Raw genomic sequence first — 21,424 nt, forward strand, 5'->3', positions numbered from 1 at the left:
TCGTGGGAAAGAGACGGCCGATGGCCGCCGGGGCTCAGACCTTGCTGGGGCTGTTGGCCGACAAGGTCACGTCAAGGGCCACATGGCCCGCCTGCGCACCAAAGCCGGTGAAGGCCTGGCCAAGGGTCTGGAACACCGGCCCCGCATCGCCGCGCAGTCGGGTACAGAAATTCTTGGACCCGTCGAACACATCCGTGGCTTTCAGAAAGTCGATGCAGCCGTAGATTTCGTCCATGTGGTGGCCAAGGCCCAGCGGGTAAAGCGCAAACTGCGCCGCAACCTTCTGCCCGGTCAGCGGGGCCAGGCGGACCTGCGTGCAGGCGTGGTCGATCCGCTCGGCCAGGGGACGGCCCGGCGGCAGACCACCCTGGGGCGTGCAGATCGGATCATCCGGTTCGCCCGGACACCCGCGCGAGACGATGGCGTGCAGGGTGCAATGCACCCCGGTCCGCGTTGCCGCCACGAACAGGTCGCGCATGGCAGGAAACAGGATTTCGGGCGGGCCGACCAGCAGCGTCGACAGATCGTCGGTCTGCACGCGCAACCGGTCGCGCCAGGGATCAAGCGCGCCGATCGCGCCAAGGATGATGCCGACGAAATCGTCAGACATCGGATAAAGGGATAGCTGTGCGCCAGAAAACATCGTCACCTCGCTCCGCTGGCATTACCCAGATCAGCTGAAGGGTTCGCGGGTCTGCACCCGACATCTCAGCCCCGGCAGTACGGAGCGCCCCTGTTGATGGGATAAGGCTATACGCTGAAGCGGTAAGCGCAAGAGCAAATCTTACGGCCCCAAGCCGGGCCAGCCGATTGGCGGCAGACAGCGGCTAGGGCGCGTAGGTCACGCGGCGCAGGTCGACCGCTTCGCCGGTCGCGGCACTGTGCTGGGCCGCCAGCCCCATCGTAACCGCCCACCAGCCATCCTCCAGCGAAACCTCGGGCCGCTGCATCCCGGTCGCTGCGCGTTGAAAGCCCTGGTGCTGGTAGAAGGTCGAGCCGTTGTGATCGCCCGCTGCCAGCAGGGCGGGATCGACGGGGATCTCCAGTTCCACCGGCCCTGCGGGATCGCGCGGGCTGACGATCACCTTGGGCACCGGGGCCGCGCCCAGATGTGCGGGCCAGAAGCGGCCCGGTCCGGGCACGAGGCATTCGATCTTGCCCTTTGGCCCTACGGCGGAAATTTCCTCCTGATACCGGCTGCCTTCGGCGAACATGCACAGTTCCAGCATTGCCCGCAGGCCGGATTCGAAGTCCACGATGACATAGGCGTGGTCCCAGATATCCGACCGCTGGCCGTCATAGACCTCGTCCAGGTGGTTCACCGCCTGCCCACCGCTGGCCATGATCCGCACCGGATTGCAGCCCGCGACCAGGCGCATCAGGTCGAAGAAATGGCAGCACTTTTCCACCAGCGTCCCGCCCGAGTTGCGGTTGAAGCGGTTCCAGTCGCCGACCTTTTGCAGAAAGGGAAAGCGGTGTTCGCGGATGGTCAGCATCTTCACCCCGCCCGTCGCCGCCTGCGCCTCACGCAGAAGATGCGCCACGGGCGGCATGTAGCGGTATTCCATCGCCACCCAGATCGGAGCCGGGTAGGCGGCGCGCAGGGCGGCCAGCCGCGGGGCGTCGGCGGGATCGGTGAACAGGGGCTTCTCGCACAGGACGGGCAGCGGCCGGATTCGGGCGATTTCCTCTAGCTGGCCCAGGTGCAGGTGGTTCGGGCTGACGATCAGCAGGCAATTCACCTCGGCCACGGCCAGCAGTTCGGCGACCGACCCCACCATCCGCGCCTCGGGCACAAGGGCGGCGGCGGCCGCGCGCATGCCCGGATCGGGTTCGAAGATCGCCGCCACGCTGGCCTGGTCCAGCAAAGCGATGTTGCGCAGATGCTCCTGCCCCATCATTCCGCAGCCGATGATCCCGTAGCGCAGCATGTCGTTTTCCTATTTCAGGCGCGCCACATAGCGCACGGTTTCCGGGTCATACCAAGTGAGCGAGGCTTCGACCGACCGGCCGTCCTGCGCCCAGCTGACGCGAGTGATCAGCGGCAGGGGTGTGCCGGGAGGGTGGGGAAATTCGGGCGGGGCCCAGTCGGGCAGGGGGCCTTGGCCGATGCTGTCCTCGGCCCGCGCGATCCAGATGCCAAGGCGCTGACGGTAGTAGAGGTATAGCGATTCCGACAGGTCGCCCGGCGCGATGCGGTCCGCCTCGGCGCCGTCCAGCCAGATTTCCTCGACCGCCGCGACCTTGCCGGACAGGAAGCGCAGGCGCCGGATGCGGTGGCCTTCGGTGCTGCCGCCGAACGGGGGCAGGGCGGGGGTCTTGGCGCAGCGGTCCACCGAAAGGACACGCGCGGTGGGCAGGCCGCCACCTTCCACCCGCTCCAGCCGGAAAAGCGCGTAGACCGAGGCCGCGTCGGCCTTGGTGCGGATGTAGTTGCCCGAGCCTTGCACCCGGTCAAGCAGGCCCTTTTCGGTCAGCGACTTCAGCGCCTGCCGCAGGGTGCCGACCGCGATCCCCATGTTGGCGGCCATGTCACGCTCGGGCGGCAGGCGTTCGCCGTCGATCAGGCGGCCCGCCGCGATGTCGCGGATCAGAAGCTCGGCGATCTGCTGGTAAAGCGGCAGCGAACCGGGGTGGGCCATTACGTCGCATCCAGAATTGATACATGATTGATCTACATCAAAGCCGATGCTACGCAAGAGGAAAGCCGCAGTCGGAGACACAGAATCATGTCGGTCGTGCCAATCACCTCACCCGACCTGGATGCCTGCGAGGTCAGCTGGTTCGCCGCGCTCTGCTCTGACGATTACCAGTTCCTCGGCGTGCCGGACGGCGACCTGCGGTCCAGCTGGGCGCATTGCTCTGACATCGTGAAGCGTGCCGAAGGGCACGGGTTCCGCAACATCCTGTGCCCCTCGTCCTATCAGGTGGGACAGGACACGCTGTCCTTCGTCGCCGGTTGCGCGCCGATCACGGACCGCATCAACTTCCTTGCCGCCATCCGCTGTGGCGAGATGCAGCCGGTGATGCTGGCCCGCACGGTCGCCACGCTGGACCACATGCTGCAGGGGCGGCTGACGCTGAACGTCATCTCCTCGGACTTCCCGGGAGAGGTTGCCGACAGCGCCTATCGCTACAAGCGCAGCCATGAGGTGGTGGAAATCCTGCGCCAGGCCTGGACGCGCGACCACATCGAGTATTCGGGCGACGTGTACCAGATTTCAAAGATCACTACCGATCCCGCGCGGCCCTATCAGCAGAACGGCGGCCCCTTGCTCTATTTCGGCGGCTACTCCCCCGACGCGCTGGAGCTTTGCGGGGCGCAGTGTGACGTCTACCTGATGTGGCCCGAGACGAAAGACGTTCTCGCCAAGCGGATGCAGGACGTCCACGCCCGCGCTGCCGCGCATGGCCGGACGCTGGACTATGGTCTGCGTGTCCACATGGTCGTGCGGGATACCGAGGCCGAGGCGCGGGACTACGCCGACTACATCGTGTCCAAGCTTGACGATGAATATGGGCGCATGATCCGCGACCGGGCGCATGACAGTATCAGCCTTGGCGTGGCACATCAGGCCCGGGCGCGCGAATTGGCGGACCAGTTCGGATATGTCGAGCCGCATCTCTGGACCGGGATCGGCCGGGCGCGGTCGGGCTGCGGCGCGGCGCTTGTCGGGTCGGTCGATCAGGTTATGTCCAAGATCGAAGAGTACCAGAAGATGGGGATCCGGGCCTTCATCTTCTCGGGCTATCCGCATCTGGACGAATGCGACCATTTCGGCACCAAGGTGATGCCCCAGTTGAAAACCTGCTCGCTGCCTCACGCCTATGGCCGGGTTCCGGCCACGACCCCTGCCACGCCCTTGGGCACCGGAGTGCGCCGCTGATGACGATGGAACGTGTCACCCTGGGTCCGATCACGCTGTCCCGCCTGGTCTATGGCATGTGGCGCTTGGGCGACGACCCCGACACCTCGCCGGGCCATGTGCAGGCCAAGGTCGAGGCGTGCCTGGCCCAGGGCATCACCACGATGGACCAGGCCGACATCTACGGCGGCTATACGGCCGAGACGCTGCTTGGGGCCGCACTGAAGGCCGCGCCGGGGCTGCGCGACCGGATCGAGATCGTCACCAAGTGCGATATCGTCGCGCCCGTCGGTCGCCACTCGGCCGCGCGGGTGAAGTACTACGACACCTCTGCCGCGCATATCACCGCCTCGGTCGAGGCCAGCTTGCGCGAGATGGCGACGGACCGGATCGACCTATTGCTGATCCACCGCCCGGACCCGCTGATGGACCACCATGAGACGGGCCGCACGCTGGACGCGCTGGTAGCAAGCGGCAAGGTGCGGGCCGTGGGCGTGTCGAACTTCCGGCCCTGGGACTTCACCCTGCTGCAATCGGCAATGACCGCGCCCTTGGTCACCAACCAGATCGAGTTGTCGCTGAACCGTCGCGACCCCTTCACCAACGGCGACCTGGCCTTCCTGCAGGAACGCAGCATCGCCCCGATGGCCTGGAGCCCGCTGGCCGGTGGCCATCTGCGGGCCGAGGCAGGCGACGGTCTCAGCGCCCGGTTGGATCAGATCGGCAAGGCCGCCGGCACCGACTGGACCGCCGTTGCCGTCGCCTGGCTTCTGCACCATCCGGCAAAGATCATCCCCGTCCTGGGCACCAACACAGTGTCGCGCATCTCCGCGATCTCGGATGCGCAGCGCGTGCCGATGGACCGTCAGACCTGGTTCGAGCTTCTGACGCTTGCCCAGGGGCATGAGGTCGCGTGATGGCCGATGGCGGTATCCACGCGGGCGAGATCGTGCCGGACGCCGCCAACGCGCGGGTGTTCCGCGATGCGCTGGGGCGCTTTGCAACCGGCGTGACCGTGGTCACGATCCAGGGGCCGGACGGGCCGATGGGCTTTACCGCGAACAGTTTCGCCAGCCTGTCGCTGGACCCGGCACTGGTCTTGTGGTCGCCTGCCAAGGCTTCGCAGCGGTATCCGTTCTTTGCCACCGCAAGGCACTATGCCATCCATGTGCTGGGACAGGATCACGCCGACCTGCCCACACGGTTTTCCCGGGAAGGACTGGGCTTCTCGGGTCTGGATTGGCAGCCGAACGCCGAGGGTGTGCCGACCCTGCCCGGCGCTTTGGCCCGCTTCGACTGCGCCCAGCACGCAACGCACGACGGCGGCGATCATCTGATCATCGTGGGACAGGTCCTGCGGCTGGCCCTGGAGGAGGGCGAACCGCTGATTTTCGCGAAAGGCAGGTACGGACGATTTGACGGGTAAAACCCCCAGGGAGAGGGGGCGAAGGGAGGAGACGTGACCGCACTTCTGGCCATCTGCAACGGCCTGGGCCTGATAAACGGCGCGCTTCTGGCGCTTGGCCGCTGGATCGGGGCTGTCTGCCTGGGCCTGATGGTCGTGGTCATCCTGCTGCAGGTGTTCTTCCGTTATGTCCTGAACAACGCCCTGCCCTGGCCCGAGGAAGCCTCGCGCTTTCTGATGATGTGGTCCACCGCCCTGATGGCACCCACCGCTTTTCGCCGGGGCGGCTTCGTCGCCATTGATATGGTGATCCGCCTTCTGCCGCGCATGGTGGCAACCGGGTTGTCGGTCTTTCTGATGGCCGTGACGATCCTGGTCCTGTGGATCGCCCTTGGCATCGGCTGGTCCGAGGTGACGGGCCTTGGCGGCCGGTTCGAGACGGACTCCTTGCGCGTGCCGGTCAGCCTGGACCTTGCCACCTGGATGAAGGTGCCGAAGTCCTGGATGATGGCCTCGCTTCTGGTCGGTGTGGCGCTTCTGCTGCTGGTCGCGGTCGAGCTGACCCTGCGCAACCTCTACGCCCTGATCTGGGGGCCACAGCCGCTGCGCGAGATTGCCGGGACGATCACCTTGGGATCGGGGGCGGAATAGATGCTGTCCCTCTTCCTGCCCCTGTTCCTGGTTTTCCTGATGCTGGGCCTGCCGGTGGTCTTCGGCCTTCTGGCTGCGCCCGCGATCCTTTTGTGGCTGAACGGGCAAGAGCGTGACATCACGCTCCTCTACCGCAACGTCTATGAGGGGATGAACTCCTTCCCCCTCATGGCGATCCCGTTCTTCATGCTGGCGGGCGAGCTGATGAACCGCGGTGGGATCAGCGCCCGGATCGTCGGCTTCGCACAGGCGATGGTCGGCCACTTCCGCGGCGGGCTGGCGCAGGTGAACGTGGTCGACTCGATGCTGTTTGCCGGGATTTCGGGGTCGGCGGTGGCGGATGTCTCGGCGCTGGGGTCGATCATCATCCCGCAGATGGAGAAGAAGGGCTACCCCAAGCCCTTCGCCGCCGCGATCACGGCGGCCAGCGCGATCATCGGCCCGATCATCCCGCCATCGGGGATCATGATCATCTACGCTTATGTCATGGGCGAAAGCGTCGCCGCGCTGTTTCTGGCGGGGATCGTGCCGGGCGTCCTGATCGGCATCGCGCTGATGATCACGATCAAGCTGATGGCCGACCGCTACAACCTTCCGCAAGCCCAGCCGCGCGCTACCTGGAGCGATGCCGCCCGCGCCGGTGCCGCTGCCTTCTGGCCACTGATGACCCCGGTCCTCCTGATGGGCGGCATTCTGTCGGGCGTATTCACCCCGACCGAGGCGGCGGCGGTCGCCGTCGGCTACAGCTTCATCATCTCGATCTTCGTGCTGAGGACCCTGACCTGGCGCGACATTCCCGGCGTCCTGACCCGCGCCGGGATCACCAGTTCGGTGGTCATGCTGCTGGTCGGCGCGGCGATGGCCTTCAAGACCGTCGCGGCGCTGGCGCATACGCCGGAACTTCTGGCGTCGACGCTGCTCAGCATCACGGAAAACCCGCTGCTCTTGCTCTTGTTGGTCAACCTCTTGCTGTTCATCGTCGGCATGTTCCTGGACGCCGGGCCCGCAATTATCATCCTGGGCCCGATCCTGGGCCCGATCTTTGCCTCGATGGGCGTGGACCCGGTCCACTTCGCCATCGTGATGGTGGTGAACCTGACCGTGGGCCTGCTGACGCCACCGATGGGGCTGGTGCTGTTCGCGACCTCGGCTGTCTCGGGCCTGCGGGTGGAAACCATCGCCCGCGCCGTGATGCCCTTCCTGCTCGTCGAATTCCTGGTGATCCTTCTGATCACCTATGTCCCCGCCATTTCGCTGACCCTGCCCCGCCTTATGGGGTTTGTGGATTGACCCATTCAACACCGACAAGAAACCAACAGGAGGAACCATGTTGAAATCATCCCTGAAATCCCTCGCGCTGGCCGCGCTGCTGGCGGGCACCGCCGGGGCGGCCTTCGCGCAGGACATCATGCTGCGCGCCACCGCCAACTCGAACGAACAGGACGAGGATTATGACGGCCTTGTCGTGTTCAAGAACTATGTCGAGAACGCCTCGAACGGCGCGATCGGGGTAGAGATTTTCATGGGCACCCAGCTTTGCGCCAAGGGCGACGAATGCCTTGCGGGTGTCGCCGATGGCACCATCGACATCTACATCTCCACCTCGGGCGGGGCGGCGGGGCTGTTCCCCTATATCCAGGTCCTGGACCTGCCGTACCTGATGAGCGATGACCGCGTGGCCGAGGAAGTGCTGACCGGCACCGACTTCACCGCGCAGCTGCGGGCAATGGCGCTGGCCGACAGCGGCGACAAGATCCGTCTGATGACCATCGGCAACACCGGCGGCTGGCGCAACTATGCCAACACCAAGAAGCGCATTGCCGCGCCGGGCGACCTTGCCGGTCTGAAGATGCGCACCGTGCCTGCCGACCTGCCGCAGACGCTGGCCACCACGCTGGGGGCATCGCCCACCCCGATCCCGTGGCCGGAACTGTTCACCTCGCTGCAGACCGGGGTCGTGGAAGGCACCGCGAACGGCATCACCGATATCATGTCGATGAAGTTCACCGATGCCGGCATCAAGTATCTGACGCTGGACGGCCACAGCTACATGGGGGCCTTCTGGTGGATGGGCAACGACCGCTTCAAGTCGCTGACGCCGGAACAGCAGCAGATCGTGGTCGACGGCTTCGCCGCCCTGCAGCAGGCGACGTTCGCCAGCCCCAAGCGCAAGGAAATCCAGGCCTATGCCGATTTCCGGGCTGCGGGGGGCGAGATCTACGTGCCCACGGCCGAGGAAAAAGCCGCCTTCAAGGCCGCGGTCGAGCCGGTGTTCGAGTGGTTCAAGGCCAATGTGAAGGGCGGGCCGGAAGTGCTGGACGCCTTCACCGCAGCCGTCGCAACGGCTGAAACTGCGGTCTCGGCCGACCGGGCATCCGAGTTGAACTGATGCGATCCCGTTGCAGGCAGGCCCCCCTGCCTGCAACACCTTCCTCTCGCGCGTCATGCCGTCAGGATCGCGCGATAGTCGCGGTCGTGTAAGTCCGTGTCATCCCTGCGGCAGGCACTGGCCTGAAGCAGCCACCAGATGTGATGACGGTGGTTCCCGGCCCGCCTGACACTCCTCTGGGGTTCTTCTGGAACCAAATCCGGGCCTTGAAGGTTTGCCTTGTGCAGCAGCCAAGGACGGGGACCGATGGCCTACAACCACCCAACCTATCGCAGCACGCCCGGATGGGCGTCGATTCCGGGGCAGCAGACCCTGACCTATTTCGCGGCGGCGTTCTTCACTTTGACGCTGCTTACGGACTGGGCCTACATGCAGACCACGATCCTGATGTGGCAGGACTTTTCCGCCTGGCTCTTGTTCGCGGGGCTGGTCGCCGGAGGCCTTGCCGTCCTGTTGTGGCTGATCGGGCTGCTTGTCTACCGGCATCGTCCGGTCTGGTCGGTCGTCGTGCTGAACGCTCTGGTGCTGGCCGCTGCCTTCGTCAACAGCCTGATCCACGCAGGCGATGGCTGGACGGCCATCGTTCCCTGGGGGGTCGGCCTGTCGCTGGTCACCTGCCTGTTGATGCTGGTCTCGGCGACCTTGCGCCGGCAGGCGCTCCATCGCACCTGACGCCGCCTGAAGGAGATACCATGACACGCCCGAAATATGCGCCGCGCGCTATCCTGTTGACTGCCATCAGCCTTGGCCCTGGCGCCCATGCCCAGGAGTTTGACGTCACCAGCCAGATCGGTCCTGACCCCGTGCTTCCCGAACCGGTCTATGTCAACCTGCTGACCAGCGTCAACGTGGGCGAGGTGGTGGGCTGGGCCGAGGGCCAGACCCCCGTTGTCCCCGAGGGGCTGACGATCACCGCCTATGCGACCGACCTGGTCAATCCTCGCACCGTGCATACCTTGCCGAACGGGGATGTCCTGGTCGTTCAGTCGCGCGCGCCGGAGGGCAAGCCGAAGTACCGGCCCAAGGACTATATCCGGGGCTGGATCATGTCCTTTGCAGCCGGAACCGGCGACGGGCCGCCGCGCGAGACGAACCTGATCACGCTCTTGCGCGACACGGACCGCGACGGCGTGGTGGACGAACGGCATGACCTGCTGACCGACATGCACTCGCCCTTCGGGGTCGCCTGGATCGAGGATACGCTTTACGTCGCGGTCGCGGATGGCGTCATCAGCTATCCCTACGCGCTGGGCGAAACCTCGATCACCGCCGAGCCGAAGCTGGTCACTTTGCTGCCGGGCGGGCCGCTGAACCACCATTGGACAAAGGACCTGGCGCTTAGCCCGGACGGGACGATGCTTTATGCCTCGGTCGGGTCGAATTCGAATGCGGCGGAAAACGGGATGGAGGCCGAAAAGGGCCGCGCCGCGATCTGGCAGATCGATCGGGCCACGGGTGCATCCAAGCTGTTTGCAACTGGCCTGCGCAATCCTAACGGGCTGATCTTCCACCCCGAGACGGATGAACTTTGGGCCGTGATCAATGAGCGCGACGAGTTGGGACCGAACCTGGTGCCGGACTACATGACCTCGGTCGTCGAGGGCGGGTTCTATGGCTGGCCCTACAGCTATTACGGCCAGCATGTTGACGAAAGGGTGCGACCGCAACGGCCTGATCTGGTCGAGGCGGCGATCAAACCGGACTATGCGCTGTCCAGCCATGTCGCGGCGCTGGGGCTGGTGTTCACGCATGGCTCGGCCCTGCCAGAGGAATACGCCAACGGCGCCTTTGTCGGCCAGCGGGGCAGCTGGAACCGGGACGAGTTCAATGGCTACAAGGTGTCCTATGTGCCGTTCCGTGACGGCAAGCCGGATGGCATGACGCAGGATGTGGTCACTGGTTTCCTGGTGGATGAGAAGGTGCGCGGCCGTCCCGTGGGTGTTGGCATCGACGGCACGGGCGCCCTGCTTGTCGCCGATGACGCCGGGAATACCGTCTGGCGCGTGGCCGCCGCCGATGGCCGGATCAGCGACGCCCCGTTCGAAACGGACCGCGTGGCGACGTCGGACGGACCCGTGACTGGCGCCGAGGGTGCCGGGGCGCAGCCTGCGGCCGAGGGTGCCCCGACAGAGCCACCCCCGGCCGAACCCACCCCGACAGAACCTGCGCCCGCCGAGCCTGCGCCCGCAGACTAGCCGCAGACTGACACCGCCAGGACCGGCAGGACGGTCCAGACCGCCGCCGCAAATGCGACCGCCGCCAGACTGGCGGCGGTCCTTTGCACAAAGCGTGACGGGTCCGGCGCGCGCAGCACCGCCAGAAGGACAAGCCCCTGCATCAGGACGAATAGCCCCGCCGCGGCCAACAGGACTGCACGCGGGTCGTCCAGTCCGGGCGGCCAGTGGCGTGAGCATGACAGACCCTGCAAGCCGTAGATCGCGCAAAAGCCGATCAGCCATAGCGTGATGGGCAGCGAAAGACGCAGGACCTGGGTCATCCGAACGCTCCTGGCAGCCAGGCCGCCGAGAGGGCGACCAGGCCCGTGCCAGCGGTGAAATCAGCCCAGAGGCCGACGATATTCGCCTCGCCCTGGCGCAGGCCGTGACCCGCGATCCGGCGTAGCGCCAGATAGCCCAACATGATCAGGCTGATCAGGCTGTGCAGACCCACATGCCCCGCAAGCAGCCAGAGTGTCGCGTCATAGGCGTGGCCTGAAGGCGTCGGCCGGGCAAGGATCACCGAACCCGCAGCGGCGGCCAGGGCCAAAGCCCCGACAGCCGCCAGCACAAGGGGGGCAGCCGTCCCCCGCCCTAGGGCGATCGCCAAACCAGCCAGCCGTGGGCCAAGCGCCAGCGCGCCGCCACCGCACAGGGCCAGAAGAACCGGCCAAAGGTCCGGGCGCAGGTATTCTGCCGGTGGCCAGTTCGGCGCGACGGTCCACAGGAACGCATAGCCGAACAAGAGCGCGCCGAAATGCACCCCATCCGCCACCAGAAGGAACAGCGAGCCCCACCAGCCGGGCGGGTCGGGGCATTCGGCGGCTACGGGCAATTGGGTTCCGTGTCCCGCATCAACCAACCCCTCGGTCTGGCGCGGGGCGGTGGTCCAGACCCAGACCAGGGCCACGACGACAACGCCCACCAAGGCAAGCGCGGACAGCCAGTAGGCTTTGACCAACGGGGCCAGGAACGAGGTGCTGGTAACAATCGCCAGCACGAAGGGCAGAGGAGAGTTCCCGGGCAGCACGGCGATCTGCAACGGCTTGCCCTGCGCGGTGGTGACGATCAGCGTCTCGCGCCGGTTGCGCGTGGCGGTGCCCAGATAGCCCTCGCCCTTCGCGATCTTCAGCGGCAGGTCGGGGTCTTGCAGCAGCGGGTAGCGGCCCTGAACAATCGGGATCGAGGCTAAGCCGTAATTCGGCGAGGGGATGGGCGCGGCCCATTCCAGCGTGGGGGCCTCCCAGGGATTGCGGCGACCGCGCAGGCCCACGAAGGTGTTGACCGCGATGTCCAGGATGACCAGGGCAAATCCGATGGCCATCACGAAAGCCGCGATCGAGGCGGCCAGGTTCAAAAGCTCCCACCCCTGGCCGTTATCATAGGTCCAGGTCCGTCGGCGCTGACCCAGCAGGCCCGCGACATGCACTGCCAGAAAGGTGACGTGGAAGGCCGGGACGACCAGCCAGAAGGCAATCCCTCCCAGCCGGAAGAAGCGGAAGCGACCGGTCAGCAGCGGCTGGAAATAGTAGACCGCCGCGATCATCGGAAAGACATAGCCGCCGATCAGGACGTAATGCAGGTGCGCGACGACAAAGTGGGTGTCGTGGACCTGCCAGTTGAACGGCACGATGGCCAGCATGACCCCCGTCAGCCCGCCAATCACGAAGGTGGCGAAAAAGCCGAGGAGCCAGAGCATCGGCAGTTCCATCCGCACATGGCCCTTCCACAGCGTCCCGATCCAGGAAAAGATCATGATCGAGGTCGGCACCGCCACCAGCGTCGAGGCGGCCGAGAAGAAGGCCAGCCCAAGGTGCGGGATGCCGGTGGTGAACATGTGGTGGACCCAAAGCCCGAAGCTGAGGACCCCCAGCGACACCGCCGCCGCCACGACCCAGCCGTAACCAAGAAGAGTGGTGCGGGCCATCACCGGCAGGATCGTGGCGATCATCCCGGCGGCGGGCAGGAAGATGATGTAGACCTCCGGGTGGCCAAACAGCCAGAACAGGTGCTGCCACAGCAGCGGGTCGCCGCCGTTTTCGACTTGGAAGAAGGGCCAGCCAAGGGCGCGCTCGACCTCCAGCAGCAAGGAGCCAAGGATCATCGGCGGGAAGGCGGTCAGGATCATTACCGCGACGACCAGGATGTACCAGGCGAAGATCGGCATCCGCGACAGGCTCATCCCGGCGGCGCGGTAGCGCAGGACGGTGACCACGATCTCGACTGCGGTGGCAATGGCCGAGACCTCGATCGACGTGATGCCCAGCAGCCAGACATCGGCCCCGATCCCTGGCGAGAAGGCGGCCGAACTGAGCGGCGGATACATGAACCAGCCGCCGTCGGGGGACAGTCCCAGCAGCATGGCGATGATGACCGCGCTGCCGCCGAAGATATAGACCCAAAGGCCATAGGCCCCTAGCCGGGGATAGGCCAGATCGCGGGTGCCCAGCATTCCGGGCAGGAGAAGGACCGCCAGCGCCTCGAAGAAGGGGATGGCGAACAGGAACATCATCACGGTGCCATGCATCGTGAAGACCTGGTTATAGGCCTCGGGCCCCATGAAGGCCGATCCGGGCGTGGCAAGCTGTGCGCGGATCAGCATGGCGAGGATACCGCCGATCACGAAGAACGCGGTCGCGACGGCCAGGAACAGCCGACCGATGTCGTTGTTGTTGTTCGTGGTCAGCCAGCCGCGCAAACGCGGGTCCGGCGACCAGATCCGATCCAGCTGGCGGTGCAGGCGCAGGGCCGTGCCGCGACGGGGGCGCGTCTGGGTCATGGCGGGCCTTCCTGCAGGAACCGGGTCCATGAGGCTGCGTCGTGGGCCTGGACGGTAAAAACATGCTCACGGTAGCCCGCCCCGCTGAACTCGGCGCTCTGGCCCGCATAAAACCCGGGTGCTGCCGCCTGCAGGCGCAGCACGTTCACATGGCCGGGCAGGGCGTCCAGCTTGCCGGCCAGACGCGGCACCCAGAAGGAATGCACCACATCGCGGCTGGTGATGCGGACATCGACGGGCCGGCCGGCAGGGATGTGCAGCACATCCTGGGTCGCCAGACCAGGCGCATCGGCATAGCCGAAGGTCCAGACCCACTGCCGCGCCTCGGCCTCGACCGTGACCAGATCGGGTGAGGGGCGGGGCAGCAGACGTTCGCCAAGGACAAGCCCGTAGACGGTCAGCGCCGCCAGCGTGACGAAGGGAAAGCCAAGGCCCAGGGTCCAAAGCCACAGCCGGGTTCCGCCCTCGGGCGTTTCGGATGGGCCGGGGCGGCGCAGCATCGCATAGCCGAGCAGCGCCAGCACCAGGGCCAGGATCGCCGTGCCGCCCACCAGCATGACCCACCAGATTTCCGCGATCGTCGCGGCGGCCGGGCCGGCCGGATGCAGCATCGAGAGCTGGTCCTGGCAACCGGCCAGACTTTGAAGCGTTGCCCCGCAAGCAAGGCCGCGAAGGAGGTTGCCGTGACGCAAGAGACCAACCCGGTGCGGGACGAGACCGCCTCGTTCGCTGACCCGATTGCCAGCCATCCCGACTTTCACCAGACGGAATCGCGGATGGCCATTCTGGGGCACCCCCTGCATGCGATGACGGTTGCCTTCCCGGTGGCGCTGACCTTCTGTGCCTTTGGTGCGGACCTGCTGTACTGGTGGTCGGGCCAGGACCGCTGGGCCTGGGCCGCGCTTTGGGCCTGTGGCACGGCCTTTCTGTTTGGCCTGCTGGCGGGGGCTACGGGCACGCTGGAGTTGCTGCTGGTGCCGGGCATCCGCATTCGCGCCGCCGCCTGGACGCATTTCGTGATCGCGGTGATGCTTCTGTCCCTGCTCGGGCTGAACTGGGGCTGGCGGCTGACCGGCTATGAGACGGCAGTCCTGCCCTGGGGCCTGCTGATGTCGGGCTTTGCGGTTCTGGTGGTGATTGCGACGGGCTGGCATGGCGGCAAACTGGTCTTCGATTATCGATTGGGAACGTCAAAGGGCAGCTGACGGCCTTGCGGTGTCAGAAGCCAAGCAGGCATCGGCAGTTCCTCAAGCTCGGGCTTGGCCAGGACAAGGGTCAGGATGCCGAGGACCAGCCCAAGGGTCAGCGCCGCAGGCAGCAGCGCGTCCGGTGGTTCGTGCTGGCCGTCACTTTCCGCAACGTTGATGATCGTATGACCGACCCAGGCATGGACCGCGACCAGGCCCGCGACCAGGACCAGCTTGGCGAAGATCCAGACGGTAAACACCTCGCGCAGGAAGATCAGCACGCCGCCGGAGGCGATGGCCAGCCCGGCCGCCGGGGTGAGAAACCAGACATAGCTGTAATGCGTGGCGCGGCGGATCCGGGCGAACTCGGCCGCCAGAAGGCCGCGATCATGCCGGGCAAGCATCCGGGGCAGCGCGAAAAGCCCGCCCACCCAAAGGGCAAGAAAGCCGAGGTGGAGCGCCTTGGCATGGGGGGTCAGCGCCTCGGCCCAGCTCATTGCGCCACCTCTGTGGCACGCCAGGCGCGACGGGCAAGAAGCGCGCCCCAGACAGCATAGGCCAGTCCCGACGGCATCCACATGATCAGGCCGCCAAGCTGCTGGTCCGCAAGCGGGGTCAGTCCCCAAAGCAGCGGCGCGGACGCGTGGGTCGCGTAAAGCGCGGTGGGCGCAAGGGTCAAGATCGCCCCCAGCATCCCCATCGACAGATAGGCGAGGAGGACCCACCCAAGGCCTGACCCATGGGGCAGCGCAAAAGCGGCGCGCCAGAAAGCCCAGGCCGACCCGAAAAGCGTGGCCTGCATCAGCCAATACAGACCCATATGCCCAAGGGCCGCATCATAGGCCGCCGGAAGATGCCACAGCCACAGCGCGGCCGTCGCCAGCGCGAACGGCAGACCCACACCCGCAGGCCGTGGCGCCGGACGGGCCAAGGCCAGCAAGGGTGCCGCCACCGCAACCAGAAGCAGATGGTGGACCACCCGGGCCGAGAACAAAGCCGACGACAGCGCGCAAAGCGGCGACAGGAAGGCGATGGCCAGAACCACGCTGCCCGTGGTGCCCGCGCGGCCACGCCCGGCTGCAAAAGCCAGCGCAACCACCACAATCAGCGCGAAGGGATCAAGGTTCCAGCGCAGGAGCAGCTCGTCCGGTGCCGGCGGCGGTCCGCAATAGATGCCCTGCCACCGGGTCACGGCGACGCCCATGGCCCAATTAGGGCCTGATGACCCGTGAGGACGCTGTGAAAGGATCGGGTGAAAGCCACGCGGAAAGCCTTTGCCAGGACTTTCCGTCAACGCAAAAGCGCGGCACCCGTTCCCGGCCGGGGGTCAGATCGCCGACAGCCGCACCGCGCAGCCATGGCCACGGGCTTCAGCGCAGTTTGTCGAATGCGGCGGCAAAACCCGACAGGCTCATTTCCATCCGCAGGGCGCTGCCGTTGTTCTGAACGCCTTCGATCTGCAGCAAGCCCCCGGCGCGCAGGGCCTCTTCCAGTTCGGCGGACACATCGCTGACCGCCAGCGCGCCGCCTTGCAGCGAGGTGCGGAAGACCGGCGTTGCGGCTTCCACCCCGTCGACCGAGACGCGCAGCCCCGCGGCGAGCGACATGCCATGCGGCACAAGGATGCGAAGGACGTAAGGGTCGCCCGCGACGATGGCGGCCTGCGCCAGAACCTGGCGATTCTGGCCGATGACCAAGCTTTTGACCATCGAGCAGTCAAGCTGCGAGGCTTCGGCACCCGGAGTGCAGTTCACTTGCCAGGGCGTCTCTTGCGCGGAAATGTTCTGTTCCGTCGGGGCAGCATCGGCCGCAGCCTCTTGGGCAAGCGCCGCTTGGGGCAGTGCGATTGTCAGCATCAGCGCGGACAGGGCAGCGAAAAGAGGCGAGGTCATCACTTGTCGTCCATCGGTTCATGGGGGATCAGATTGGTGATGTCGCGGACATGAATCCCGGCGACATCGGCGTGCAGAGTCCGGCAAAGGTGGGGAGACGCGGCCCGACTGACAGGCCGATAAGGTAAGGGCAAAGCCTGGGTTTTCAGAAACTGGGCAAGCCCGGACCAGGCGCAATGGCGCAGCTTTTTTTGCCGCAGCCCGACTGGCCGCGTCGGTTGCACGGCCAGCCCGCCCTGTTGCTTGGCGCGCGCAGTCGGCACAGGCGCCGAGGCGGGGTCAGCGGCCCGATCGGCAAGGCTTTGCCGCACAGCGATCTTCTCTCCAGCTGCGGACTTTGCCGTGGTTCCCGTCGCCATCCAGTCCTCCAGAGCGACCCGCTGGCCGAGTGCGGGCAAACCTAACATCGGGTCTGTTGCAAGGGGAAGTCGCATTCGTTGTGTGGACCCTGTGTTTGCCTACCGCCTGTTTTGGCGATCTTGAGTGGCCAAAATCTGCATGGGCGCCGCTAACGTGCCGGACGCATTGGCAAAAGACAGATCAGTCGACCGCAACCTTCCGCTGGCAGCATAGCCTTTGCCCCGCTGACCATTGCCGGCGACGTTGAAGCGGCAGGCGACACGCTTTTGCTGGATGCCTGTCCGGGGCGCAGGCGGACAGGTTGGTCAGCGCGGGCACGACGACCGACGGCGCCGGCCTTGCCTGCGTGACCATGGATGCCGCGCCCCTTGGTTCAAGGCTTCAGAAAAGATCTACGTCACCTGCCTCTTGCCGTTGGGGGAGCTGCATCGGGTCGGACAGGCGTGCGCCAAGGGCTTCGGCGAGTTTACGCAGGCGCAGCCGGCGGGCCGGGCCGACCACGGCGAGCCGCTGGTGCCCGTCAGTCTCCAGCGCCAGGTCGTCCAGGAAATGTGCCAGCTCGCTCAGCACCTGTACCAGATGGTCCAGCCCCTGCAGCGATACCCGCAGGCGCTCTGCCCCACCAGCACCATCCAGGATGACATCACCCACGCGATCTTCAAGTCCGCGGCCAGCCAGGGCCTGGAGGCGCAATTGCTCCGCAAGGATCGCAAACAGGTCGCGCAGCGGGATCGTCTCGGGGCTTTGCGGGGCCATCATTGATCAAAGCGGCCCAACGACGGCTTGCAGGCAGGCCTTGAGTTGAGGCGTGCTGAACGGTTTCTGGATATAGTTGTTCATGCCCAAGGCCTTGCCGGCGTTCATGATCTCGGGCGTCATTCTGCCGCTGACCAGAACAAATCCGATCCGGGCCGTGACCCGGTTTTCACGCAGACCCTTCAGCAGCCCCAGCCCATCCATGCCCGGCATGTTGTAGTCCGAAATCACCAGATGCACCGGATTGGCCACCAGCGATTGCAGTGCTTCATGCCCATCCTTGCGGAAGTCGATCTTCTTGATGCCCATTTCCTCCAGCGCCATGATGATCAGGCTGCGGCTGGTTGCCATGTCGTCCACGACCATGATCGAGATACTGTCCTTGAGTGCCATGTCCTGCTCCTGAACCCTGTTACCGACCCGAGGCCGGATCGGCATTGCGCCGATGAATCGTGTTGCCCACGATCGTGAAACTGCCCTTCAGCGCGGGGGAAAGCCGCTCGGAATGGCCGATGAAAAGGTGCCCGCCGGGACGCAGGACGCGGTGAAAGCCGGTCCAGATATGCTCCTGTGTCTGCGCGTCCATGTAGATCGCGACGTTGCGGCAGAAGATGGCGTCGAACTGGCCGCGGAACGGCCAGGGCTCGATCAGGTTCAGGGGCCGGAAGGTGACCATTGCCCGGATATGCGCGCGAGGTGTGCGGTGATCGGTGCCCGGAACCGGTTCAAAACAGGTGTCGAGCAACGGTTTCGGCACCTCCCGCAGGCTGCCCGGCGGGTAAGAGGCCGTCGCGGCCCGCGCCAGCACCGTCCGGTCGATATCGGTCGCCAGGATCTTCACATCATGCGACGCCGCATCAGGAAAACCCTGCAGCAGGCACATCGCGATGCTATACGCCTCTTCCCCGGTGGAGCAGCCCGCCGACCAGATCCGAATACGCTCTCCGCTTCGGGCGCGGCCGGCCAATTCGGGCAGCACCGTCTGCGCCAAGAAGTCGAAGTGATAACTTTCCCGGTAGAAATGCGTGGTGTTGGTGGTCAGGCAAGAGATCAGGCGATCCCGCTCGTCCCCGGAGGTCGTTGCCTTGTCGACATAGGCCGCGAAACTGTCAAAACCAAGATCCTGAACCCGGTTGGCCAGTCGCGCATAGACCATGCGCTCATTCGCCTCGGTCAGTCTGATTCCCGTCGCGTCGTGCATGAAGCGTGCGATGCGGCTGAAATCTTCGGACGTGTAGACCAGTTCGCGATCCAGCCGCGTCAGCGCGCCGGTCAGCTGGGCTAGCGTTGTCATGCGCGCTCCTGCCGGGCGGCGATCGGGGGAAGGACAGCTTCGATGTCGATCAACCGCAGCATGCGCTGATCGATGGCGATGACGCCCTCGAAGAATGCGCGCGTCACATCCGAGGACACGGCCGGTGTCGGCTGGATCAGGCTTCGCTTGACGCTGAGGATGTCCGAGACAGCGTCCACCAGAAAGCCCACGGTCTGGTTGTCGACGACGCAGATAACGATCACATGCCGGGCATCGGGGCGGATCGGTTCCAACCCCATGCGGGCGGCAAGGTCAACAATCGGAACCACTGCCCCGCGCAGGTTGATGACCCCCAGGATGTAGGATGGGGCGTGCGGAAGCACCGTGGCCGGCGTCCAGCCGCGGATTTCCCGCACCGACATGATGTCGACGCAGAAATCCTGACCGCCCACGCGGAAGCTTACCAGTTCGCGGTCGTCGGCTTTTGAAAGTTCCGCTGCAGCGGACATGTCACACCTCCTCGGTCATCAGGGCGGGCGCAAAGGCGGCCTGTGGCCGCTTGCGCTGTGCGGTTTCGTCGGGATCGATGATCAGGGCGATCTTGCCGTCGCCCAGGATCGTCGCGGCGGCAACGCCGGGAACGTGGCCGTAGTTCGACTCCAGCCCCTTGATCACCACTTGGCGCTGATCGTGGATGCGGTCCACGGCAAGGGCCCATCGTTCGTTCTGACCGGATTCGACCAGAAGTAGAACCATGTTCGAATAGTCCGGGCTGGTAGGGCGGTGACCAAAGGTTTCGGCAAGATCGATGATCGGCACGAATTTCTCTCGCACGGCGACCACCTTGCCAGCACCCGCGACCGGGTGAATGTCCGAGGCAGCGGGCCGCAGCGTCTCGATGATCGCGGTGATGGGGACCACCATGGTCTGCCCCGCCACGTCGACCACCATCCCGTCCAGCACAGCCAGGGTCAGCGGCAGGCTGATCGACATGGTCGTTCCCTTGCCTGGTGTCGAGCTGATGTTGACGCGCCCGCCCAGGCTTTGGATCGCACTGCGGACGACGTCCATTCCGACGCCGCGACCGGAAAGATCGGTCACCTTGGGCGCGGTCGAAAAGCCGGGCAGAAACAGAAGCTTGTCGATCTCGGAATCGGTCAGGACCGCATCGGCCGCGATAAGGCCCTTGTCGATCGCGATCTGCCGGACCTTTGGCCGGTTGATGCCGGCCCCGTCATCCGAGACCTCGATCAGGACGCGGCCCGATCTGTGTGCGGCCGACAGGCAGATGCGGCCTGCCGCCGGTTTGCCAGCAGTTTGCCGTGCGGCGGCGCTTTCCAGCCCGTGGTCAACGGCATTGCGGATTATATGGGTCAACGGATCGACCAGTCGTTCGATTACGGTCTTGTCGACCTCGACGGCGTCGCCCTCGGTCACGAAGTCGACCGTCTTGCCAGCGATGTCCGAAGCCTCTCGGACAATGCGCGCCATGCGCTGGAAAAGAGGCTTCACCGACTGCGCGCGGATTGCCATGACGTTTTCCTGCAACTCGCGGGCGAGATTGCGGAATTCGTCCAGTCCAGCGCCCACATCGCTTTGCGCCCCGATCCCTGCATCCTGGACGCATTGCGCCAGCACCGCCTGATTGATCACCAACTCACCCACGATGTTGATCAAGCGATCAACCAACTCAAGGTCGACACGGACCGATCCCTTCTGCCCGGCAGATTGAGCTGCAGACTTGCCTGAGGCGGCACGCGCTGGCCCGCTGGCGGCGGGTTCGGCGGGCGGACGATCTGTCACGGTTGGGGTCGGTGTGGAGAAATCTGCAGCCTCGGCGATCATCTGATCACGGTCAGGTTCCGCGTCGGCCTGCAACTCGCGGATTTCAAGCGAGCAAAGACCGTCGACGAATTCGAAGATCTCGTGCACCGAATGTTGGCTTTCCGACGTCTGCAGCACCAACTCCCAGGTCAGATAAGGCGTGGCCCAGTCCATCTGATCCAGCGGCGGCAGGGCCGAACTGTCTGCCAGGCTTTCCAGCGCACCCAGTTCCGCAAGCGCGCGGAACATGTGCACCGGATCGTTCCCATTGCCATAAAGCTGCTTTGTCGCGGCGAAACGAATGGTAAAGCCAGCAGGACTGGCTGGCTCCGGCGCGAAGTCGAACGCCAAGGCCAGAGGTTGGAAACCTAGGTCGTCGGCGTCGGAAACCGTCGTGGGCGCTGGTGTTGCCGGGGCAGGTTGCGCCGGCATCCGGGCGCCGTTCGAAGGAACCAGTTGCGCCAGGCGTTCCATCAGATCCGGCCCGGCTGAACTGGTCGGTGGCACCTCGTCCCGCGCGCTTGCAATCAGGTCCGCCAGATAGTCGGCAGAGCGCAGGAACACCCGAACGATGTCCGGAGTTGCCACAAGCTTTCCCGAGCGCATCGCGTCGAGTGCGGTCTCGAACTGATGCGCGAATCGCACCAGGCTCTCCAGCCCGAAAGCTGCGGCGCCACCTTTGATCGAATGTACGGCCCGAAAGACAGCATTGACCGTCTCGGAGTCGACACTGCCGTCCTCGCTGGCGGCGGCGAGCGCGTTTAACCCGTCATCCAGCGCCTCAAGCAGTTCTTCGCATTCCTGGAAAAAGGTCTGTCGGATATCGATCGAGGAACTCATGTTG

At 65.4% G+C, this 21,424-nt stretch carries 24 protein-coding genes and 1 riboswitch; of the genes, 9 read left to right on the forward strand and 15 right to left on the reverse strand.

The features are described from left to right. Window positions 1-34 precede the first annotated feature (34 nt). From CXR42_RS12585 to CXR42_RS12595, 3 genes are all read right to left on the reverse strand, one after another. Entirely contained in the window at window positions 35-643 is a 609-nt protein-coding gene (locus CXR42_RS12585; protein WP_103258266.1) for a YkoF family thiamine/hydroxymethylpyrimidine-binding protein, read from the reverse strand. After that, window positions 634-745: riboswitch (TPP riboswitch) on the reverse strand. Its footprint overlaps the gene before it by 10 nt. Before the next feature lie 82 nt (window positions 746-827). Beyond that, window positions 828-1,931 (reverse strand): Gfo/Idh/MocA family protein, encoded by a 1,104-nt coding sequence (locus CXR42_RS12590; protein ID WP_103257917.1) that lies wholly within the window; start codon window positions 1,929-1,931, stop codon window positions 828-830. Between the two features lie 9 nt (window positions 1,932-1,940). Next, the gene (locus tag CXR42_RS12595; protein ID WP_103257918.1) at window positions 1,941-2,642 is read right to left on the reverse strand and encodes a GntR family transcriptional regulator; all 702 of its coding nucleotides are present in this window, start codon (window positions 2,640-2,642) and stop codon (window positions 1,941-1,943) included. An 87-nt stretch (window positions 2,643-2,729) separates the two neighbouring features. On the opposite strand from CXR42_RS12595, the gene CXR42_RS12600 reads away from it, so the two are divergent. The 8 genes from CXR42_RS12600 to CXR42_RS12635 all read left to right on the forward strand — a co-directional run bounded on the left by CXR42_RS12600 (window position 2,730) and on the right by CXR42_RS12635 (window position 10,506). Then, window positions 2,730-3,887, forward strand: coding sequence for an LLM class flavin-dependent oxidoreductase (locus CXR42_RS12600; RefSeq protein ID WP_103257919.1), 1,158 nt, complete (start codon window positions 2,730-2,732; stop codon window positions 3,885-3,887). 5 nt (window positions 3,888-3,892) lie between these two features. Next, window positions 3,893-4,783 (forward strand): aldo/keto reductase, encoded by an 891-nt coding sequence (locus CXR42_RS12605; RefSeq protein WP_103258267.1) that lies wholly within the window; start codon window positions 3,893-3,895, stop codon window positions 4,781-4,783. Continuing rightward, window positions 4,783-5,292, forward strand: coding sequence for a flavin reductase family protein (locus CXR42_RS12610; RefSeq protein ID WP_103257920.1), 510 nt, complete (start codon window positions 4,783-4,785; stop codon window positions 5,290-5,292). The genes CXR42_RS12605 and CXR42_RS12610 overlap by 1 nt, the downstream gene beginning before the upstream one ends. 33 nt (window positions 5,293-5,325) lie before the next feature. After that, window positions 5,326-5,922, forward strand: a complete 597-nt coding sequence (locus CXR42_RS12615) for a TRAP transporter small permease (RefSeq protein ID WP_180996052.1) — start codon at window positions 5,326-5,328, stop codon at window positions 5,920-5,922. Next, window positions 5,923-7,212 carry a TRAP transporter large permease gene (locus tag CXR42_RS12620; protein ID WP_103257921.1) on the forward strand — a complete coding sequence of 430 codons (1,290 nt, stop codon included), beginning with the start codon at window positions 5,923-5,925 and terminating at the stop codon, window positions 7,210-7,212. 37 nt (window positions 7,213-7,249) lie between these two features. Further along, on the forward strand, window positions 7,250-8,311 hold the full coding sequence (gene dctP / locus CXR42_RS12625; protein ID WP_103257922.1) for a TRAP transporter substrate-binding protein DctP: 1,062 nt from the start codon (window positions 7,250-7,252) through the stop codon (window positions 8,309-8,311). Between the two features lie 246 nt (window positions 8,312-8,557). Next, window positions 8,558-8,983: a DUF2231 domain-containing protein gene (locus tag CXR42_RS12630; RefSeq protein WP_103257923.1), complete on the forward strand. Its 426-nt coding sequence runs from the start codon at window positions 8,558-8,560 to the stop codon at window positions 8,981-8,983. Between the two features lie 20 nt (window positions 8,984-9,003). Further along, the gene (locus CXR42_RS12635) at window positions 9,004-10,506 is read left to right on the forward strand and encodes a PQQ-dependent sugar dehydrogenase (protein ID WP_103257924.1); all 1,503 of its coding nucleotides are present in this window, start codon (window positions 9,004-9,006) and stop codon (window positions 10,504-10,506) included. Here the strand turns inward: CXR42_RS12635 and CXR42_RS12640 are convergent. Genes CXR42_RS12640 through CXR42_RS12650 form a run of 3 tightly spaced genes read right to left on the reverse strand, consistent with a single transcriptional unit; the run spans window position 10,503 to window position 13,917 of the window. Continuing rightward, entirely contained in the window at window positions 10,503-10,808 is a 306-nt protein-coding gene (locus CXR42_RS12640; protein ID WP_103257925.1) for a hypothetical protein, read from the reverse strand. The two genes, CXR42_RS12635 and CXR42_RS12640, sit on opposite strands and share 4 nt — an antisense overlap. Beyond that, window positions 10,805-13,306 (reverse strand): cbb3-type cytochrome c oxidase subunit I, encoded by a 2,502-nt coding sequence (locus tag CXR42_RS12645; RefSeq protein WP_103257926.1) that lies wholly within the window; start codon window positions 13,304-13,306, stop codon window positions 10,805-10,807. Before CXR42_RS12645 ends, CXR42_RS12640 begins: the two co-directional genes overlap by 4 nt. Beyond that, the gene (locus tag CXR42_RS12650; protein WP_103257927.1) at window positions 13,303-13,917 is read right to left on the reverse strand and encodes a cytochrome c oxidase subunit II; all 615 of its coding nucleotides are present in this window, start codon (window positions 13,915-13,917) and stop codon (window positions 13,303-13,305) included. Before CXR42_RS12650 ends, CXR42_RS12645 begins: the two co-directional genes overlap by 4 nt. A 72-nt stretch (window positions 13,918-13,989) precedes the next feature. Between CXR42_RS12650 and CXR42_RS12655 the strand changes: the two genes are divergently transcribed. Then, window positions 13,990-14,511 carry a DUF2231 domain-containing protein gene (locus CXR42_RS12655; RefSeq protein ID WP_245875439.1) on the forward strand — a complete coding sequence of 174 codons (522 nt, stop codon included), beginning with the start codon at window positions 13,990-13,992 and terminating at the stop codon, window positions 14,509-14,511. Here the strand turns inward: CXR42_RS12655 and CXR42_RS12660 are convergent. The 9 genes from CXR42_RS12660 to CXR42_RS12700 all read right to left on the reverse strand — a co-directional run bounded on the left by CXR42_RS12660 (window position 14,481) and on the right by CXR42_RS12700 (window position 21,420). Continuing rightward, window positions 14,481-14,990: a CopD family protein gene (locus CXR42_RS12660; protein ID WP_103257928.1), complete on the reverse strand. Its 510-nt coding sequence runs from the start codon at window positions 14,988-14,990 to the stop codon at window positions 14,481-14,483. The two genes, CXR42_RS12655 and CXR42_RS12660, sit on opposite strands and share 31 nt — an antisense overlap. After that, complete coding sequence (locus CXR42_RS12665; RefSeq protein WP_245875440.1) at window positions 14,987-15,685, reverse strand: cytochrome c oxidase assembly protein; 699 nt, start codon at window positions 15,683-15,685, stop codon at window positions 14,987-14,989. Before CXR42_RS12665 ends, CXR42_RS12660 begins: the two co-directional genes overlap by 4 nt. A 178-nt stretch (window positions 15,686-15,863) precedes the next feature. Then, on the reverse strand, window positions 15,864-16,385 hold the full coding sequence (locus CXR42_RS12670; RefSeq protein ID WP_103257930.1) for an invasion associated locus B family protein: 522 nt from the start codon (window positions 16,383-16,385) through the stop codon (window positions 15,864-15,866). After that, window positions 16,385-16,744 carry a hypothetical protein gene (locus tag CXR42_RS12675; protein ID WP_146038064.1) on the reverse strand — a complete coding sequence of 120 codons (360 nt, stop codon included), beginning with the start codon at window positions 16,742-16,744 and terminating at the stop codon, window positions 16,385-16,387. Before CXR42_RS12675 ends, CXR42_RS12670 begins: the two co-directional genes overlap by 1 nt. Before the next feature lie 382 nt (window positions 16,745-17,126). After that, window positions 17,127-17,501, reverse strand: a complete 375-nt coding sequence (locus CXR42_RS19365) for a hypothetical protein (protein WP_146038065.1) — start codon at window positions 17,499-17,501, stop codon at window positions 17,127-17,129. Between the two features lie 6 nt (window positions 17,502-17,507). Next, window positions 17,508-17,894, reverse strand: a complete 387-nt coding sequence (locus tag CXR42_RS12685) for a response regulator (RefSeq protein ID WP_103257933.1) — start codon at window positions 17,892-17,894, stop codon at window positions 17,508-17,510. A gap of 19 nt (window positions 17,895-17,913) precedes the next feature. Then, complete coding sequence (locus CXR42_RS12690) at window positions 17,914-18,795, reverse strand: CheR family methyltransferase (RefSeq protein WP_103257934.1); 882 nt, start codon at window positions 18,793-18,795, stop codon at window positions 17,914-17,916. Continuing rightward, window positions 18,792-19,265, reverse strand: coding sequence for a chemotaxis protein CheW (locus tag CXR42_RS12695; RefSeq protein WP_103257935.1), 474 nt, complete (start codon window positions 19,263-19,265; stop codon window positions 18,792-18,794). The genes CXR42_RS12690 and CXR42_RS12695 overlap by 4 nt, the downstream gene beginning before the upstream one ends. Window position 19,266: 1 nt before the next feature. Next, on the reverse strand, window positions 19,267-21,420 hold the full coding sequence (locus tag CXR42_RS12700) for a chemotaxis protein CheA (protein ID WP_103257936.1): 2,154 nt from the start codon (window positions 21,418-21,420) through the stop codon (window positions 19,267-19,269). Window positions 21,421-21,424 lie beyond the last annotated feature (4 nt).

The organism is Tabrizicola aquatica, assembly GCF_002900975.1.
GTDB lineage: Bacteria > Pseudomonadota > Alphaproteobacteria > Rhodobacterales > Rhodobacteraceae > Tabrizicola > Tabrizicola aquatica.

Excerpts from the sequence above, each read along its gene's own strand:
- CXR42_RS12695 (WP_103257935.1), bottom strand. The coding sequence starts at position 19,265 with ATGTCCGCTGCAGCGGAACTTTCAAAAGCCGACGACCGCGAACTGGTA.
- CXR42_RS12605 (WP_103258267.1), top strand. The coding sequence starts at position 3,893 with ATGGAACGTGTCACCCTGGGTCCGATCACGCTGTCCCGCCTGGTCTAT.
- CXR42_RS12700 (WP_103257936.1), bottom strand. The coding sequence starts at position 21,420 with ATGAGTTCCTCGATCGATATCCGACAGACCTTTTTCCAGGAATGCGAA.
- CXR42_RS12645 (WP_103257926.1), bottom strand. The coding sequence starts at position 13,306 with ATGACCCAGACGCGCCCCCGTCGCGGCACGGCCCTGCGCCTGCACCGC.
- CXR42_RS12685 (WP_103257933.1), bottom strand. The coding sequence starts at position 17,894 with ATGGCACTCAAGGACAGTATCTCGATCATGGTCGTGGACGACATGGCA.
- CXR42_RS12640 (WP_103257925.1), bottom strand. The coding sequence starts at position 10,808 with ATGACCCAGGTCCTGCGTCTTTCGCTGCCCATCACGCTATGGCTGATC.
- CXR42_RS12595 (WP_103257918.1), bottom strand. The coding sequence starts at position 2,642 with ATGGCCCACCCCGGTTCGCTGCCGCTTTACCAGCAGATCGCCGAGCTT.
- CXR42_RS12660 (WP_103257928.1), bottom strand. The coding sequence starts at position 14,990 with ATGAGCTGGGCCGAGGCGCTGACCCCCCATGCCAAGGCGCTCCACCTC.
- CXR42_RS12590 (WP_103257917.1), bottom strand. The coding sequence starts at position 1,931 with ATGCTGCGCTACGGGATCATCGGCTGCGGAATGATGGGGCAGGAGCAT.
- dctP (WP_103257922.1), top strand. The coding sequence starts at position 7,250 with ATGTTGAAATCATCCCTGAAATCCCTCGCGCTGGCCGCGCTGCTGGCG.
- CXR42_RS12650 (WP_103257927.1), bottom strand. The coding sequence starts at position 13,917 with ATGCTGCATCCGGCCGGCCCGGCCGCCGCGACGATCGCGGAAATCTGG.
- CXR42_RS12690 (WP_103257934.1), bottom strand. The coding sequence starts at position 18,795 with ATGACAACGCTAGCCCAGCTGACCGGCGCGCTGACGCGGCTGGATCGC.
- CXR42_RS12635 (WP_103257924.1), top strand. The coding sequence starts at position 9,004 with ATGACACGCCCGAAATATGCGCCGCGCGCTATCCTGTTGACTGCCATC.
- CXR42_RS12630 (WP_103257923.1), top strand. The coding sequence starts at position 8,558 with ATGGCCTACAACCACCCAACCTATCGCAGCACGCCCGGATGGGCGTCG.
- CXR42_RS19365 (WP_146038065.1), bottom strand. The coding sequence starts at position 17,501 with ATGGCCCCGCAAAGCCCCGAGACGATCCCGCTGCGCGACCTGTTTGCG.
- CXR42_RS12670 (WP_103257930.1), bottom strand. The coding sequence starts at position 16,385 with ATGACCTCGCCTCTTTTCGCTGCCCTGTCCGCGCTGATGCTGACAATC.
- CXR42_RS12600 (WP_103257919.1), top strand. The coding sequence starts at position 2,730 with ATGTCGGTCGTGCCAATCACCTCACCCGACCTGGATGCCTGCGAGGTC.
- CXR42_RS12675 (WP_146038064.1), bottom strand. The coding sequence starts at position 16,744 with ATGGCGACGGGAACCACGGCAAAGTCCGCAGCTGGAGAGAAGATCGCT.
- CXR42_RS12610 (WP_103257920.1), top strand. The coding sequence starts at position 4,783 with ATGGCCGATGGCGGTATCCACGCGGGCGAGATCGTGCCGGACGCCGCC.
- CXR42_RS12585 (WP_103258266.1), bottom strand. The coding sequence starts at position 643 with ATGTTTTCTGGCGCACAGCTATCCCTTTATCCGATGTCTGACGATTTC.
- CXR42_RS12620 (WP_103257921.1), top strand. The coding sequence starts at position 5,923 with ATGCTGTCCCTCTTCCTGCCCCTGTTCCTGGTTTTCCTGATGCTGGGC.